This is a genomic window from Pseudolabrys sp. Root1462 (assembly GCF_001426945.1).
GTDB lineage: Bacteria > Pseudomonadota > Alphaproteobacteria > Rhizobiales > Xanthobacteraceae > Pseudolabrys.
Genome location: NZ_LMFS01000001.1, coordinates 2,125,474 through 2,125,840, shown reverse-complemented (window position 1 = coordinate 2,125,840; position 367 = coordinate 2,125,474).

Sequence of the window (367 nt, the reverse complement as noted above, 5' to 3'; positions counted from 1 at the left end):
CGGGGCCGGCTTCTACTACATGCCGGGCACGGATACCTGCATCAAGGTCGGCGGCTTCGTCCGATCGGAAATTAACTTCAACGCTTCCGGCTCGTTCACGCCGAACTTCGCGAACCACGACTCGCGCAGCTACAACACCAACCACTGGCGTAGCCGCGGTGCGATCACCGCCGACGCTCGTTCGCAGACCGCCTACGGCACCCTGCGCGCGTACGTCTACCTGGCGGCGACCGACGACAACTCGATCGGCGGCGGTTATGCCGGTTCGTCGAACCCGACCAACGGTACGGGCGCTTCGGCCTATACGCGTCTCTACGCGCCGGCCGCGTTCATCCAGTGGGCTGGTTTCACGATGGGTAAGACCGGC